Source organism: Pseudomonas putida NBRC 14164 (genome assembly GCF_000412675.1).
Taxonomy (GTDB): domain Bacteria; phylum Pseudomonadota; class Gammaproteobacteria; order Pseudomonadales; family Pseudomonadaceae; genus Aquipseudomonas; species Aquipseudomonas putida.
In genome coordinates this window covers 48,999-63,806 of the sequence record NC_021505.1, presented here as the reverse complement: position 1 = coordinate 63,806, position 14,808 = coordinate 48,999, and the positions used below count along the sequence as shown (strand labels likewise).

General features: G+C 61.7%; 12 protein-coding genes. 7 read left to right on the top strand and 5 right to left on the bottom strand.

The window, feature by feature from the left end; all coding sequences use genetic code 11:
* Positions 1–55: 55 nt before the first annotated feature.
* Genes glyQ through PP4_RS00245 form a run of 4 tightly spaced genes read left to right on the top strand, consistent with a single transcriptional unit; the run spans position 56 to position 4,414 of the window.
* Positions 56–1,003: a glycine--tRNA ligase subunit alpha gene (gene glyQ, locus PP4_RS00260; protein WP_012269869.1), complete on the top strand. Its 948-nt coding sequence runs from the start codon at positions 56–58 to the stop codon at positions 1,001–1,003.
* A complete protein-coding gene (gene glyS / locus PP4_RS00255) occupies positions 1,000–3,051 on the top strand; it encodes a glycine--tRNA ligase subunit beta (RefSeq protein ID WP_016497363.1) in 2,052 nt (683 codons plus the stop codon). The genes glyQ and glyS overlap by 4 nt, the downstream gene beginning before the upstream one ends.
* Positions 3,052–3,054: 3 nt before the next feature.
* On the top strand, positions 3,055–3,582 hold the full coding sequence (gene gmhB, locus PP4_RS00250) for a D-glycero-beta-D-manno-heptose 1,7-bisphosphate 7-phosphatase (RefSeq protein ID WP_016497362.1): 528 nt from the start codon (positions 3,055–3,057) through the stop codon (positions 3,580–3,582).
* A 46-nt stretch (positions 3,583–3,628) separates the two neighbouring features.
* Positions 3,629–4,414 (top strand): lysophospholipid acyltransferase family protein, encoded by a 786-nt coding sequence (locus PP4_RS00245; protein ID WP_019471029.1) that lies wholly within the window; start codon positions 3,629–3,631, stop codon positions 4,412–4,414.
* Between the two features lie 177 nt (positions 4,415–4,591).
* Here the strand turns inward: PP4_RS00245 and PP4_RS00240 are convergent, their stop codons facing one another.
* Both PP4_RS00240 and PP4_RS00235 read right to left on the bottom strand, forming a co-directional pair.
* Positions 4,592–6,211: an MFS transporter gene (locus PP4_RS00240; protein ID WP_016497360.1), complete on the bottom strand. Its 1,620-nt coding sequence runs from the start codon at positions 6,209–6,211 to the stop codon at positions 4,592–4,594.
* 97 nt (positions 6,212–6,308) lie between these two features.
* Entirely contained in the window at positions 6,309–7,955 is a 1,647-nt protein-coding gene (locus tag PP4_RS00235) for a GMC family oxidoreductase (RefSeq protein ID WP_016497359.1), read from the bottom strand.
* A gap of 240 nt (positions 7,956–8,195) precedes the next feature.
* Here PP4_RS00235 and PP4_RS00230 point away from each other — a divergent pair, with 240 nt between their 5' ends.
* Positions 8,196–9,083, top strand: coding sequence for a LysR family transcriptional regulator (locus PP4_RS00230; RefSeq protein ID WP_016497358.1), 888 nt, complete (start codon positions 8,196–8,198; stop codon positions 9,081–9,083).
* Here PP4_RS00230 and PP4_RS00225 read toward each other — a convergent pair.
* The 3 genes from PP4_RS00225 to PP4_RS00215 are packed head-to-tail and all read right to left on the bottom strand — an operon-like array spanning position 9,072 to position 12,079.
* On the bottom strand, positions 9,072–9,890 hold the full coding sequence (locus tag PP4_RS00225; protein WP_016497357.1) for a sulfite exporter TauE/SafE family protein: 819 nt from the start codon (positions 9,888–9,890) through the stop codon (positions 9,072–9,074). The two genes, PP4_RS00230 and PP4_RS00225, sit on opposite strands and share 12 nt — an antisense overlap.
* Positions 9,887–11,155: an NAD(P)/FAD-dependent oxidoreductase gene (locus PP4_RS00220; RefSeq protein ID WP_016497356.1), complete on the bottom strand. Its 1,269-nt coding sequence runs from the start codon at positions 11,153–11,155 to the stop codon at positions 9,887–9,889. The genes PP4_RS00225 and PP4_RS00220 overlap by 4 nt, the downstream gene beginning before the upstream one ends.
* Before the next feature lie 39 nt (positions 11,156–11,194).
* Entirely contained in the window at positions 11,195–12,079 is an 885-nt protein-coding gene (locus PP4_RS00215; RefSeq protein WP_016497355.1) for an MBL fold metallo-hydrolase, read from the bottom strand.
* 221 nt (positions 12,080–12,300) lie between these two features.
* Here PP4_RS00215 and PP4_RS00210 point away from each other — a divergent pair, with 221 nt between their 5' ends.
* Both PP4_RS00210 and PP4_RS00205 read left to right on the top strand, forming a co-directional pair.
* Positions 12,301–13,593 carry a sigma-54 interaction domain-containing protein gene (locus PP4_RS00210; RefSeq protein ID WP_016497354.1) on the top strand — a complete coding sequence of 431 codons (1,293 nt, stop codon included), beginning with the start codon at positions 12,301–12,303 and terminating at the stop codon, positions 13,591–13,593.
* A gap of 163 nt (positions 13,594–13,756) precedes the next feature.
* Positions 13,757–14,164 (top strand): RcnB family protein, encoded by a 408-nt coding sequence (locus PP4_RS00205; protein ID WP_016497353.1) that lies wholly within the window; start codon positions 13,757–13,759, stop codon positions 14,162–14,164.
* Positions 14,165–14,808: the final 644 nt, after the last annotated feature.

Below are 14,808 nucleotides of genomic sequence, written 5' to 3'. Positions count from 1 at the left end.
AATCAGGTTATACTCCCGCTCTTTACATCCGCATCCCCAGATACAGGTGAATTTCGTGAGCCAGCCTACGCCAGCCGTGCGTACCTTCCAAGACCTGATCCTCGCCCTGCAGAACTACTGGGCAGCTCAAGGTTGTGTGGTGCTTCAGCCCTACGATATGGAAGTAGGCGCCGGCACTTTCCATACCGCCACGTTCCTGCGCGCCGTCGGCCCAGAAACCTGGAACGCCGCCTACGTGCAGCCTAGCCGTCGCCCTGCCGACGGGCGGTATGGCGAAAACCCAAACCGCCTGCAGCACTACTACCAGTTCCAGGTAGTGCTCAAGCCCAACCCGGCCAACTTCCAGGAGCTGTACCTCGGCTCGCTGAAAGCCATCGGCCTGGACCCGCTGGTGCACGACATCCGCTTCGTCGAAGACAACTGGGAATCGCCGACCCTCGGCGCCTGGGGCCTGGGCTGGGAAATCTGGCTGAACGGCATGGAAGTTACCCAGTTCACCTACTTCCAGCAGGTAGGCGGTATCGAGTGCTACCCGGTCACCGGTGAAATCACCTACGGCCTGGAGCGCCTGGCCATGTACATCCAGGGCGTTGATTCGGTGTACGACCTGGTGTGGGCCGACGGCCCGTTCGGCAAGGTCACCTACGGTGACGTGTTCCACCAGAACGAAGTGGAGCAGTCGACCTACAACTTCGAACACGCCAACGTCGACAAGCTGTTCGAACTGTTCGACTTCTACGAAAGCGAAGCCAACCGCCTGATCAAGCTGGATCTGCCGTTGCCGACCTACGAAATGGTCCTGAAGGCCTCGCACACCTTCAACCTGCTGGACGCGCGCCGCGCCATCTCGGTAACCGAGCGCCAGCGTTACATCCTGCGTGTACGTACCCTGGCCCGGGACGTGGCGCAAAGCTATCTGCAAGCCCGCGCACGCCTGGGCTTCCCGATGGCCACCCCTGAACTGCGTGACGAAGTGTTGGCTAAGCTGGAGGCTGCACAATGAGTGCTCAAGATTTCCTGGTAGAACTGGGCACCGAAGAGCTGCCACCCAAAGCCCTGGCCACCCTCGGCGACGCCTTCCTGGCCGGCATCGAGAAAGGCCTGCAGGCCGCTGGCCTGAACTACACCGGCAAGCAGGTGTACGCTGCGCCGCGCCGCCTGGCCGTGCTGATCCGCCAGCTGGACGTGCAGCAGCCTGACCGCAGCATCAATATCGACGGCCCGCCCCTGCAGGCTGCTTTCAAAGACGGCGAGCCGACCCAGGCTGCTCTTGGCTTTGCCAAGAAATGCGGTGTAGATCTGTCGGAAATCGATCAGAGCGGCGCCAAGCTGCGCTTCTCCCAGCATATCCCGGGCAAGTCCACCGTCGGCCTGCTGCCAACCATCGTCGAAGATTCGCTCAACGACCTGCCGATTCCCAAGCGCATGCGCTGGGCGGCCAGCCGTGAAGAGTTCGTGCGCCCGACGCAATGGCTGGTGATGCTGCTGGGCGACCAGGTGGTCGACTGCACCATCCTGTCGCAGAAGGCCGGCCGTGAATCCCGTGGCCACCGCTTCCACCACCCGGAAAACGTCGTCATCACCACCCCGGCCAACTACGTCGAAGACCTGCGCAAAGCCTACGTGCTGGCCGACTTCGCCGAGCGCCGCGAGCTGATCAGCAAGCGTACTGCCGAGCTGGCCATGCAGCAGGAAGGCACCGCCATCGTGCCGCCTGCGCTGCTGGACGAAGTGACTGCCCTGGTCGAGTGGCCAGTGCCGCTGGTGTGCTCGTTCGAGGAGCGTTTCCTTGAAGTGCCACAGGAAGCCCTGATCACCACCATGCAGGACAACCAGAAGTACTTCTGCCTGCTGGACAGCGAAGGCAAGCTGCTGCCGCGCTTCATCACCGTGGCCAACGTCGAGAGCCGCGACCCGAAGCAGATCGTGCAAGGCAACGAGAAGGTCGTGCGCCCGCGCCTGACCGACGCAGAGTTCTTCTTCAAGCAGGACAAGAAGCAACCGCTGGAAACCTTCAACGAGCGCCTGAAAAACGTGGTGTTCCAGGCTCAGCTGGGCACTGTGTACGACAAGGCCGAGCGTGTTTCCAGACTGGCTGCGTTCATTGCCCCGCTGATCGGCGGCGACGCCCAGCGCGCCGGCCGTGCCGGCCTGCTGTCCAAGTGCGACCTGGCCACCGAGATGGTCGGCGAGTTCCCTGAAATGCAGGGTGTTGCCGGTTACTACTACGCGCTCAACGACGGTGAGCCGCAGGACGTCGCCCTGGCCCTGAACGAGCAGTACATGCCGCGCGGTGCTGGCGCCGAGCTGCCGCAGACCCTCACCGGTGCTGCTGTGGCCATCGCCGACAAACTCGACACCCTGGTTGGCATCTTCGGCATCGGCATGCTGCCCACAGGTAGCAAGGACCCGTACGCCCTGCGCCGTGCTGCCTTGGGCGTGCTGCGCATTCTGATCGAGAAGCAGCTGGACCTGAACCTGACCGGTGCGGTCGAGTTCGCAGTCAAGCAGTTCGGCGCCAAGGTCAAGGCCGCCGGCCTGGCCGAGCAAGTGCTGGAGTTCATCTTCGACCGCCTGCGTGCGCGTTACGAAGACGAAGGCATCGACGTGGCCACCTACCTGTCGGTGCGCGCCCTGCAGCCGGGCTCGGCCCTGGACTTCGACCAGCGTGTGCAAGCTGTGCAGGCGTTCCGCAAGCTGCCGGAAGCCGAAGCTTTGGCCGCGGTGAACAAGCGTGTATCGAACCTGCTGAGCAAGGCCGAAGGCGCCATCGCCGAACAGGTCGAGCCAAAGTACTTCGACAACGCCAACGAGTTCTCGCTGTACTCGGCCATCCAGCAGGCCGACCAGGCCGTGCAACCGATGGCTGCTGCACGCCAGTACAGTGAATCGCTGGCCCGCCTGGCGGCCCTGCGTGACCCGGTCGACGCCTTCTTCGAGGCGGTGATGGTCAACGCTGAAGACGCCAAGGTACGCGCCAACCGTTATGCCCTGCTCAGCCGCCTGCGCGGCCTGTTCCTGGGCGTGGCCGACATTTCGCTGCTGGGGTAAGCCTTGAAACTGCTGATTCTCGACCGTGACGGGGTCATCAACCATGACTCCGACGCCTACATCAAGACGCTGGAAGAATGGGTGCCGATCCCTGGCTCGGTCGAGGCCATCGCGCAGTTGAGCAAAGCGGGCTGGACGGTGGCCGTGGCCACCAACCAGTCCGGCATTGCCCGTGGCTATTACACACTGGCAACCCTGGAAGCCATGCACGCACGCCTGCGCGAGCTGGTGGCGGAGCAGGGGGGCGAGGTGGGCCATATCGTGTATTGCCCGCACGGGCCGGACGAAGGCTGCGATTGCCGCAAGCCAAAGCCTGGCATGCTGGTGGCGATTGCCGAGCATTACCGGGTCGCCCTGCAAGGCGTCTGGTTCGTCGGCGACAGCAAAGGTGACCTGGAGGCCGCCCTGGCCGTCGGTGCACAACCCGTGTTGGTAAAAACCGGCAAGGGCGAGCGGACCCTGGAAAAAGGTGTCCCTGAAACTACACTGATTTTCGACGATCTGGCAGCTATCGCCAGAGAACTAATTTAAACGGTGCGCCCTCGGGCGCATTTTTCTCAGGCGGGCATGCCCCGCAATGGTACAAGCCACTATGTCGATCCTGCAGGCGATCAGAATCTTTCTTTTTTACCTGCTGCTGGGCACCAGTTCGCTGCTGTGGTGCTCGCTGAGCTTCTTCATCGCGCCGTTCCTGTCGTTCCCCAAGCGCTACAGGTTCATCAACGTGTACTGGTGTCGCTGCGCGCTGTTCCTGGTGCGCACCATTCTCGGCATCGACTACAAGGTCACCGGCGCCGAGAACGTGCCGAATGAGCCCTGCGTGATCCTGTCCAACCACCAGAGCACCTGGGAAACGTTCTTCCTTTCCCAGTACTTTTCGCCGCTGAGCCAGGTGCTCAAGCGTGAACTGCTGTACGTGCCGTTCTTCGGTTGGGCCATGGCCATGCTGCGGCCGATCGCGATCAACCGCGACAACCCAAAGGAAGCGTTGCGCCAGGTGGCAAGCAAAGGCGACGAGCTGCTCAAGCAGAAGACTTGGGTGCTGATCTTTCCGGAAGGCACCCGCGTGCCGTACGGCACCGTGGGCAAGTTCTCCCGCGGCGGTACTGCGCTGGCCGTGAATGCCGGGCTGCCGGTGCTGCCGATTGCCCACAATGCCGGCAAGTTCTGGCCGAAGACCGGTTGGGGCAAGCGTGCCGGTACCATCGAAGTGGTGATTGGCGAGCCGATGTACGCCAATGGCACCGGGCCACGTGCCATCGCCGAGCTCAACGACCGCGCAGCGGCGTGGAACGAAGCCACCCAACGGGCCTTGGGTTCGCTGCCCCCAGCCGATGAAAAAACCCAACAGCAGACCGCTTGATGATCTGTGGATAACTTGTGAGCAGTTTTTCGATCAAATGCTTGAAGTGAACGCTAAGTCGTTGAATTAGCTGTTTATTTCTACGTGTGACATTTTTCTTAAAATCGTGCATAAGTTTTTTTGGGGCATAAAAAAACCGGCTTTTACAGCCGGTTTTTTTGTGCCCTGTGAACAGCCTCAGACCTTGTCGAGATCCACGTCTTTGGTCTCTTTAAGGCAGAAAATCCCCACGACCAAACTGATCCCGGTCACCAGCACCGGGTACCACAGCCCGTAGAAGATATCCCCGGTATACACCACCAGCGCGAACGACACGGTTGGCAGGAAGCCGCCGAACCAGCCATTGCCAATATGGTAGGGCAGGGACATCGAGGTGTAGCGGATGCGTGTCGGGAAAAGTTCGACCATCACGGCTGCCAGCGGGCCATAGGTCATGGTAGCGATCAGGATCATCGCCACGATCAGCACCACCACCATGACCTGGTTGACCTGCCCTGGGTCAGCCTTGGCCGGGTAGCCAGCCTGCTCCACTGCGCTGCGCATGGCCGCTTCGTCGTAGCCATTGATGGTCTTTTCACCAATATTGACCACTACATCGCTGCCGGCCACGCTTACCGAGCTGTACGGCAGGCCCTGCTTGACCAGGAACGTCTTGACCTTGTCGCACGGGCTGTCGAAACGCGCTTTGCCCACCGGGTCGAACTGGAAGGTACAGCTTTGCGGGTCGGCGGTGACCACGATCGGCGCCTGCCGGCTGGCGGCGTCGATCTGAGGGTTTGCGTAGTGGCTCAGCGCCTTGAATAGCGGGAAGTACAGCACCGTGGCAAGCAGCAGGCCGAGCATCAGGATCGGCTTGCGGCCAATGCGGTCCGATAACCAGCCGAAGAACACGAAGAACGGCGCACCAATCACCACACTGATGATCAGCAGGGTGTTGGCCTGGGCCGGGTCCATTTTCAGCATCTGGGTCATGAAGAACAGCACGTAGAACTGCGCCGTGTAGAACGTCACCGCTTGCCCGGCGTTGATGCTGAACAGCGCGGTAAGCACCACTTTCAGGTTTGGCCAGGAGGTGAACGACTCACGGATCGGCGACTTGCTGACCTTTCCCTGGGCCTTCATTTTCACGAAGGCCGGCGACTCGTGCATGCTCATCCGGATCCAGGTGGAGATGGCCAGCAGCACTATCGACAGCAGGAACGGCAAGCGCCAGCCCCAGGTTTCGAACTGGTCGCCACTGATGTAGCGGCTGCCCAGCACCACCAGCAGCGACAGCAACAGGCCAAGGGTGGCGGTGGACTGGATGAAACCGGTGTAGAAGCCCCGTTTGCCCTGGGGCGCATGCTCGGCCACATAGGTGGCAGCACCGCCGTACTCACCACCCAGCGCCAGACCCTGCAGCATGCGCAGGATCACCAGGATGATCGGTGCGGCTATGCCGATGCTGGCATAGGTGGGCAACAGCCCCACAGCGAATGTGGACAGGCCCATCAGCACGATGGTGACCAGGAAGGTGTACTTGCGCCCGATCATGTCGCCCAGGCGGCCGAACACCAATGCACCGAACGGCCGCACCAGGAAGCCGGCGGCAAAGGCCATGAGGGCAAAGATGAAGGCGGTGGTGTCGTTCACGCCAGCAAAGAACTGCTTGCTGATGACAGCAGCCAGCGCTCCATAGAGAAAAAAGTCATACCACTCGAAAACCGTCCCGAGGGATGACGCGAAAATGATCTTGCGTTCTTCACGGCGGCTGGGGCTGCTGGCCACCGCATCCTGTTCCTGGATGTAATCCGACATCGTTGCTGTCCTCGGCCCGCAGGCCACAGTGATTATTCTTTTTGTTCCACTGTCGGCGGCTTCTGACCGCGAGCCGCCGGTGTTGCACGCACCCGGGTCAGGGGGTCGGTATCGCGTCTTCGTTCAAGTAGGTCTGGGTAGCAGCTCCTTTGAGGATCAATTGCGCCGCCTTCTCGGCGATCATCAGGGTCGGTGAACAGGTATTACCGGAGGTGATCTGCGGCATGATCGAGGCATCGGCCACGCGCAAACCGGGGATGCCGTGTACGCGCAGCTGGTTATCCACAACGTCCAGGGCACCGCTGCCCATGCGGCAGGTACCCACCGGGTGGAAGATGGTGGTGCCAATCTTGCCGGCTGCCTCAAACAGCTCTTGCTCGGTTTGCAGGGCTGGGCCTGGCAGGTATTCCTTGGGGTCGAACGCTGCAAGGGCAGGGGCCTGCACGATGCGCCGGGTGAGGCGGATGGCATCGGCGGCCACGCGCAGGTCCTGTGGGTCGCTGAGGTAGTTGGGGTCGATCAGCGGCGTGCTGTTCATGTCGGTGCTGCTGATATCGATACGCCCGCGGCTTACCGGGCGCAGGTTGCACACCGATGCGGTAAAGGCCGGGAACGGGTGCAGCGGCTCACCGAAGCGCTCCAGTGACAGCGGCTGTACGTGATACTGCAGGTTGGCTGTGGCCTGTTCCGGGCCCGAGCGCACGAACGCGCCCAGCTGGCTCGGCGCCATGGCCAGCGGGCCGCTGCGGTCATAGATGTAGCGCAGGCCCATGCCCATCTTGCCCCAGAGGCTATTGGCCATCTGGTTCAAGGTGCGGGTATTGCGGATCTGGTAGATCAGGCGCAGTTGCAGGTGGTCCTGAAGGTTGCCACCAACGCCCGGCATATCGTGGCGTACACCAATGCCCAGGCTTTCCAGCAGCTGGCGCGGACCGATGCCGGAGCGTTGCAGAATACCGGGTGAACCAACAGCGCCGGCGCAGAGGATGATTTCGCGACGCGACGCAAACTCGTGCCAGGCGCCTTGCCAAAATGCTTTCACGGCCCGCGCCCGGGTGTTGTTGAGCAGTACCTGGTCAACCTGAACGCCGGTCAGCACAGTGAGGTTGGCGCGGCCCTTTATCGGCCTCAGGAAAGCTTTGGAGGCGTTCCAGCGTACGCCGCTGCGCTGGTTGACCTGAAAGTATCCACAGCCCTGGTTGTCGCCGGTGTTGAAGTCGTCGACCTTGCCGATGCCGCTTTGCTCGGCGGCATCACGGAAAGCATCGAGGATCGGCCAGCTGTAGCGCTGGCGCTCGACCCGCCATTCGCCATCGCCGCCGTGGTGCTCACTGGCGCCGGCGAAGTGGTTTTCGCTGGCCTTGAACAGCGGCAGCACGTCCTTCCAGGCCCAGCCGTCATTGCCTTGCTCGGCCCAGCGTTCATAGTCCGCCGCCTGGCCACGCATGTAGATCATGCCGTTGATTGAAGAACAGCCACCGAGCACCTTGCCGCGTGGGTAGCCCAGTGCGCGCCCCCCCAGGCCTGGCTGCGCCTCGGTCTTGAAGCACCAGTCAGTGCGCGGGTTGCCGATGCAATAGAGATAGCCGACGGGGATGTGAATCCAGGGATAGTTGTCGCGGCCACCTGCTTCCAGCAGCAAAACGCGGCAGGATGGGTCGGCGGACAAACGGTTGGCCAGCAGGCAACCGGCGGGACCGGCCCCTACGACCACGTAGTCGAAGACAGAATCGGCTGATGGCATGTGCAACCTCGCGCCTGTTTTTTATTCTTGTCCCGATCCATCTTAGTGAGTAATTTCGTGAGTGAAACACGAGATTTCGCGCAGCCGTTGTGCGTTTTAGCACAGGGGTAAGCCTGGACCGACCTCTTCGCGGGCTCGCCCGCTCCCACAGGGATCTCGTTGCCTTCAGGATGTTCTCTGTACCTGTGGGAGCGGGCATGCCCGCGAAGAGGCCGGAACGAACTGCCAAAAAGGATCAGCATGTTCGACTGGAACGATCTGCGGTTTTTCCTCGAGTTGCAGCGCAGCGGCCGCCTGCTTACCGCCGCAAAGCGCCTCAACACAACCCACAGCACCGTGGCCCGGCACATCGAGAGCATCGAGCAAAGCCTGGGCACTGCGCTGTTCGTGCAGCATGCCCAGGGCTACGAGCTGACGCCCTCAGGCCAGGCCCTGCTCAAGCATGCAGAAGCCATGGAAAACGTCGCGCTGTTGGCGCAGGAAGAAATCACCCAGGCCATCACCCCGTTGGGCAAAATTCGCCTGGGGGTGACCGAAGGCATCGGCATCATGTTCTTCACCCCACGCATGAACGCGTTGTTCGAGCGATACCCGGGCCTGGAGGTGGAACTGGTGGCGGTGCCGCGCTTTGTCAGCATCCTCAACCGCGAAGCGGAGATCAGCATTCACCTGGAACGCCCCAACGCCGACCTGTTGATAACCCGCAAGCTCACCGACTACCGCCTGGCGCTCTACGCCAGCCAGGGCTACCTGGACCAAGCACCGCCGTTGCGCAACCGCGAAGACCTGGCCCGGCACAACTGGATCGGCTACGTCGACGACCTGCTGTTCAGCCAGGAGCTGCTGTTTCTCAACAGTTTCTGCCGGGCACCGACCGTGGTGTTTCGCAGTACCAGCGTCATTGCCCAACAGGCTGCCGCCCGCGCCGGGCTGGGCATCGCCGTACTGCCCAACTACATGGCTCACGACGACCCGACGCTGGTGCGCGTACTGCCTGGCGAGACCATCCAGCGCAGCTACTGGATCTGCACCCGCCGCGAGCTGCACAAGTCAGTGCGCCTGCGGGTGGTGTGGGACTACCTGCTGGCGCTGTGCGCGGCAGAACAGGACGCGCTGCTAGCCCAATAGCGCCTTGCCAGCCAGCAGCAATGCCGCGGTCCAACCGGCCACCGCAAACATCTGCTGCAAACGCGGCCCGGCCAGCTTGGCCGCCAATGGCCGCGCTAGCAGCAGGCCGAGCACCGCGCCTGATGCGAACGGGGCTCCGACCTGCCAATGCATGACACCCGCCAAGCTGGCGCTGACCACACTGCCGGTGGACACCAGTGCGATCACCGCCAGCGAGGTGGACACGATGCTGGCCATGCGCAGGTTGGTATATCGGTTCAGGGCCGGGATGATGACAAAACCACCGCCAACCCCGAGCAAACCCGACAGCAGCCCGGACAAGGCACCGGTGAATGCCAAGGCGCGTGCGCAGGGCAGGGTCCAGCGCAAGCGGCCTTGCAACGGGTTCAGCACACAGGGTTCGATATAGCGATGGGCGTCATTGGCCTCACCGCGCAGTTCCCTGGCCGCCTTACGCCAGATACGCAGGCAGGCGTACACCAGCACCCCGGCAAACACCAACTGCAAAGGTGTATTCGGCAAGCGGTGCGCCAGCATCAGCCCGAACGGCGCCGCTGCTACGCCGATCAGCGCGATAAAAAGCGCCGCCCGATAACGCACCAACCCCTGACGCAGTCCCAGCACTGCGCCAACCGCCGCCGCCATGCCTACGGCCAACAGGCCGACCGGTGCAGCCTCGACCATCGACAGCCCCAGGCCGAACACCAGCAAGGGCACAGCAAGAATGCCACCGCCGGCGCCGGTCAACGCCAGCACCGCACCGATGATCGCGCCCAGGCCCGCCCCCAACAATTGATGTTCGATCACTGCCCACCCTCAGCTACCAGCTGCGGGCGCGCCAGCCACTCGCGGCCCTTGAGCATGCCTTGCCAGTACAGCGGCGGCAGCGCCTGCGCCTTGAGCAACCAGGCCAGTCGCGTCGGCTTGCGGCCATCCAGCAACCAACTGGGAAAGCTCGGTGCCAGTTTGCCGCCATAGGTGAACTCGGCCAGGACGATCTTGCCGCGCTCTACCGTCAGCGGGCACGAACCATAGCCATCGTACTGGGCGAGGGTGGGCAGCCGGCCCAGTGCCACCAGCACATTGTTGGCCACTACCGGCGCCTGCTTGCGGGCCGCTGCGGCGGTCTTGGCATTGCTGGTATTGGCCACGTCACCCAGGGCATGGATATTGGTGTACTTGCGATGGCGCAGGGTATGCGGGTCGACATCGACCCAGCCGCCATTATCGGCCAGCGGGCTTTCGCGAATAAACGCCGGCGCCACTTGTGGCGGTACCACGTGCAGCATGTCAAAAGCCTCGATGCGCGTTTCGCTGCTGCCATCGGGCGGGGTGCGCACGAAGGTGACGCGCTTGTTCGGGCCATCCACGGCGACCAGTCGGTGGGAGAAATTGAGGTCTACCGCGTATTTTTCGATGTACTTCATCAGCGCGGGCACATAGTCCGCCACACCGAACAAGACTGCACCGGCATTGAAGAAGCTGGCTTTCACCGCACCAAGATGGCCGTTGCGCAACCAGTGGTCGCAAGACAGGTACAGCGCCTTTTGCGGCGCGCCAGCACATTTGATCGGCATGGGCGGCTGGCTGAACACGGCGCGGCCTTGCTTGAGTTTCTGTACCAGCTCCCAGGTGTAGGGCGCGAGGTCGTAGCGGTAGTTGGAGGTGACACCGTTGCGGCCCAGGGTTTCGCTGAGCCCATCGATGGCCGCCCAGTCCAGCGTGAGCCCGGGGCAGACCACCAGCTGTTCGTAGCTGATGGCGCGGCCGTCCTCAAGGATGACCAGCTGGCCCAGAGGGTCGAAACCCTGCACCCGCGCCTTGACCCAGCGCACACCGCGCGGGATGGTCGAGGCCATGGTGCGGGCGGTACTCGGTGCCGTGAACACACCGGCACCGACCATGGTCCAGCCGGGTTGGTAGTAATGCACGTCGGCAGGGTCGATCAAGGCAACGTCCAGCGACGGGTCACGGCTGACCAGGCTGGAAGCGGTGGCGATACCAGCGGCACCGGCACCGACGATGACGACTTTGTGATGGTCGGTATTGGCAGGGGACAACATGGCAGGCATGGCGGTAAATCCTGGAAATCTGATTATGGGGCAGGGCGGTTACAGCTTGTTCAGCGGGATTTTCAGATAGCTCACGCCGTTCTCTTCCGGCGTGGGGAGCTGGCCGCTGCGCATGTTCACCTGCACCGAAGGCAGGATCAGCACGGGCATGTCGAGGGTCTTGTCACGGGCTTCGCGCATGGCGACGAAACTGTCCTCATCGATGCCTTGGTGAATATGAATGTTGCTGGCGCGCTGCTCGGCCACGGTGGTGACGTACTGCATGTCGCGGCCACCTGGCAGGTAGTCGTGGCACATGAACAGCCGGGTCTGGTCGGGGAAAGCCAGCAGACGACGGATAGAGCGATACAGGGTACGGGCATCGGCCCCGGGGAAGTCGCACCGGGCAGTGCCATAGTCGGGCATGAACAGGGTGTCACCCACAAACACCGCGATCTCGCCGGCGTCTTCGATCATGAAGCTCATGCACGCGGGCGTATGCCCGGGCGTGTGCAGTGCCCGGGCGTGCAGGTTGCCGATACGGAACCCTTCCTCGTCTTCGAGCAGCACATCGAACTGGCTGCCATCACGGGCGAAGCCAGGCTCTGCATTGAACAAAGCCCCGAATACTTTCTGCACCTGGGTGATGTGCGCGCCGATAGCAGTATGGCCACCCAGTTTTTCCTTCAGGTAGGCCGCTGCGGAAAGATGGTCGGCGTGCACATGGGTTTCCAGCACCCAGCGCACGCTGGCGTTCAGTTCGGTCACGCGTTCGATCAGGCGGTCGGCCGAAGCGCTGCAGGTGCGCCCGGACTTGGGGTCGTAATCCAGCACGCTGTCGATCAACGCGCATTGCCGGGTTTCACGGTCCATGACCAGGTAGCTGATGGTCGAGGTCGCCTCGTCGTAAAAGGCGTCCACGTGCAGGTTGTTGCCGATGATCATCACGTTCTCCAATTTATCCGCCCCACCTTGCAAGGCGTAGGCAGTGACAGGAGGTTTATCAAGATGCATGCCAGGCTTTGCAGCGCGCTTGCGCCAGTGAAACCGGTCCGTCACAGGCAACTGGCAGCAATGGTGGCAGAACATGTGGCAGTCGACTGTCAGCCAATGGCAGTGTTTGGCAGTCCTTGTTACGCTGCCCCGGTCATCCAAACGGTGCCGTCATGTCTGAAGCCCATCCCCTCATCCTAGCTCTGGTTTCCTACCTTGAGCACGATGCCCTGCCAGCAATCGTGCTGGACACCGACTACAACATCCTGGCCGCCAACGCCGCCTATCGCCGTCAGTTCGGCCGTGATGACCAGGCACCCCTGGGTGAGAAGTGTCACAAGGTCTCGCACCACTATGCCGTACCGTGCGACCAGGCCGGTGAGCATTGCCCCCTGCGCAAGGCGTGGGACAGCAAGGTGCCCGAGCGAGTGCTGCATGTTCATCACACACCACGCGGCCCCGAGCATGTCGATGTCGAGCTGCGCCCGATTCTGGATGAACAGGGCAGGGTGGTGGCCTTTGTCGAACGCCTGACCACCATCACCCTCGCGTCAGCGCAACCTCAGGAGCAAGGCCTGGTCGGCCGGGCTCCAGCTTTCAAGGCTGCCTTGGCCAGCCTGCAACGTGCGGCGCCAGCGCAGATCCCGGTGCTGCTGCAAGGCGAGTCGGGTAGCGGTAAAGAACTGTTCGCCCGCGCGGTGCACATCGGTAGCCCCAGAGCAAACGGCCCGCTGGTGGTGGTCGACTGCACTGGCCTGACGGAGTCGTTGTTCGAAAGCGAATTGTTCGGCTATGAGAAAGGCGCGTTCACCGGTGCCAACCAACGCAAGATCGGCTTGGCTGAGGCGGCCCATGGCGGCACGCTGTTCCTCGACGAAATTGGCGAAGTACCGCTGGCGATGCAGGTGAAGCTGCTGCGTCTGATCGAGTCTGGCAGCTTCCGCCCGGTGGGCAGCCTGCGCACGGTGCATTCGGATTTTCGCCTGGTATCGGCCACCCACAAGCCGCTCAAACAGATGGTGGCGGACGGCACCTTCCGTGAAGACCTGTATTACCGTATCAGCGGGTTCCCGATCCGCTTGCCGGCATTGCGAGAGCGGGTGGAAGATTTGCCGCTGCTTGCGCAGAGCCTGCTGCAGCGAATGTCTGGCAAGCCGACGCCCAGGCTGAGTGACGATGCCTTGCAGCAACTTGGGTTGCATGCGTTTCCGGGCAATATCCGCGAGCTGCGCAACATCCTGGAAAGGGCGCGTCTGTTTGCCGATGACGGGCTGATTCGACCCGAGCACTTACCGGAAGATATCGGGCCGGTGGGGGCGCTGAAAGGAAGCGGCCGTCGTAATGACTTGGGTGAGCTGGCGCAGGCGCTGGACCAGTTCAAGGGCTCGCGTAGCGAACTTGCCAGCCATCTTGGGATGAGTGAACGCACGCTCTATCGCCGCTTGAAGGCCCTGGGCCTGAATTAACGAGTATCGGCAACGCTCCCACGGTGTTCGCCCCACCTGCACCTTTACCCGACCTTTACCTCTGCCCTTACATTAAACGGCTAGAACCGTGGTCTGATTGGTTAACCACACCCGGTACCCAGACAGTGACAACCGGGCGTTAACAGGCAGAGGACCGCAACAAATGAAGAAAACCCTAACCGTGATCTGCGCCGCGCTCATGTTCAGCGCACCGCTGGCCAGCTTCGCGCAGCCGGGCCCACCAGACCGACATGATGGCGGCCCATCGCACCAAGGCAACTCGCCTCATGGTCAGCCCCAGCAACAGGGCCGACATGACAACGGCCGCGGTCCTGCTTACCGTGATCCGAACTTCCGTCCACAACAAGGCATGCCGGTACCTCATCAGCAATGGCAGCGTGGTCATGCCGTTGACCCGCATTACCGTGGTGACCGTTACTGGGTAACCGACTGGAAAGCGCGCCACCTGTATGCACCACCACGCGACCACCGTTGGTTGTATGTGAACGGTGACTACGTGCTGGTGGCTATTGCCAGTGGTGTGATCGTGAACATTCTTACCGGCTACTGATTTTTTGCAGACACTAAAAAGCCCGCATCAGCGGGCTTTTAGTGTCTGTCGATTTAGACCTGATGTAGGTTCACAAAATAGGTGATAGGCCAGACCCCGTGAAATTGGAATCTTCGCCATTTTTTTTGTGAAATGAAGGGGTGCTTTTCACAGAAAAGCCGAGAAATCCCTACTCACCAATCACAAAAGTTGATTGGCCTGGAAAGGGCCGTTTACGACCGACGCGTGACTTTTCGGTAAGGGATGAGGAGTAGTCGCAGCGATCCTTTAGCTCCTAGTCTGGCGACCTTGGGTTCAGAATCCGACTGGCAATGCCCGCCGTCACTACTTCAGAGGAACCAGCTTCCTCTGCTGCCAAAATTGCGGGGGCTCATGCTGGTACCCAGGCCCGACAAATGCGCAGTTGCAGCCCTCAATTGCAAGGCTATCCAAAGCGGCACGCGTGTCAATCAAGATCTGATGCATGACGATGGCCGGCCTCACGGAGGTGAAACCGGAGATTCAGAATGACTAAACCGACCCCGTAGACACCAACCTCCACGAAGGCCGCTATCGACCCAAAGCTGTCCTTCAAGAAAGGCAGCTAACGGCGAGAAGCGGTCATTTTGTATCTACAGGTTTCGGGGCGATTCACTCGTCTGATG

Bases quoted from the DNA above. Each gene is read 5' to 3' on its own strand.
- glyS (WP_016497363.1), top strand. From the start codon at position 1,000: ATGAGTGCTCAAGATTTCCTGGTAGAACTGGGCACCGAAGAGCTGCCA.
- PP4_RS00245 (WP_019471029.1), top strand. From the start codon at position 3,629: ATGGTACAAGCCACTATGTCGATCCTGCAGGCGATCAGAATCTTTCTT.
- PP4_RS00240 (WP_016497360.1), bottom strand. From the start codon at position 6,211: ATGTCGGATTACATCCAGGAACAGGATGCGGTGGCCAGCAGCCCCAGC.
- PP4_RS00235 (WP_016497359.1), bottom strand. From the start codon at position 7,955: ATGCCATCAGCCGATTCTGTCTTCGACTACGTGGTCGTAGGGGCCGGT.
- PP4_RS00230 (WP_016497358.1), top strand. From the start codon at position 8,196: ATGTTCGACTGGAACGATCTGCGGTTTTTCCTCGAGTTGCAGCGCAGC.
- PP4_RS00220 (WP_016497356.1), bottom strand. From the start codon at position 11,155: ATGCCTGCCATGTTGTCCCCTGCCAATACCGACCATCACAAAGTCGTC.
- PP4_RS00215 (WP_016497355.1), bottom strand. From the start codon at position 12,079: ATGATCATCGGCAACAACCTGCACGTGGACGCCTTTTACGACGAGGCG.
- PP4_RS00210 (WP_016497354.1), top strand. From the start codon at position 12,301: ATGTCTGAAGCCCATCCCCTCATCCTAGCTCTGGTTTCCTACCTTGAG.
- PP4_RS00205 (WP_016497353.1), top strand. From the start codon at position 13,757: ATGAAGAAAACCCTAACCGTGATCTGCGCCGCGCTCATGTTCAGCGCA.